We start from the raw sequence: 293 nt of genomic DNA, 5'->3' as shown, positions 1-293 counted from the left end.
ATACAGATACTGCAGGAGTGGGATGGATTTTATCAGAAGATTGGTGGCCATACCAAAGACCGTCTTTTGTAACACCTCCTTTTGCAGGTTATGTTTCTGGGCATTCCACTTATTCTAGAGCAGCAGCAGAAGTTATGACATTAATTACTGGAGACGAATATTTCCCAGGAGGTATTGGTGAGTTTCAAGCTAGACAAAACGAATTTCTTGTTTTTGAAGAAGGCCCTTCAGTTGATGTAGTTTTGCAGTGGGCAACCTATAGAGATGCATCAGACCAATGTAGTTTGTCTAGA

At 41.0% G+C, this 293-nt stretch carries 1 pseudogene; it reads left to right on the top strand.

The features are described from left to right. A pseudogene (locus ACNG5D_RS15995) lies at positions 1-293 on the top strand (hypothetical protein); the annotation flags it as partial.

The organism is Algibacter ulvanivorans (assembly GCF_048381495.1).
Classification (GTDB): domain Bacteria; phylum Bacteroidota; class Bacteroidia; order Flavobacteriales; family Flavobacteriaceae; genus Algibacter_B; species Algibacter_B ulvanivorans.
Note: the sequence above shows the minus strand (reverse complement) of the source record. Positions and strands in the feature narration are given on the sequence as shown.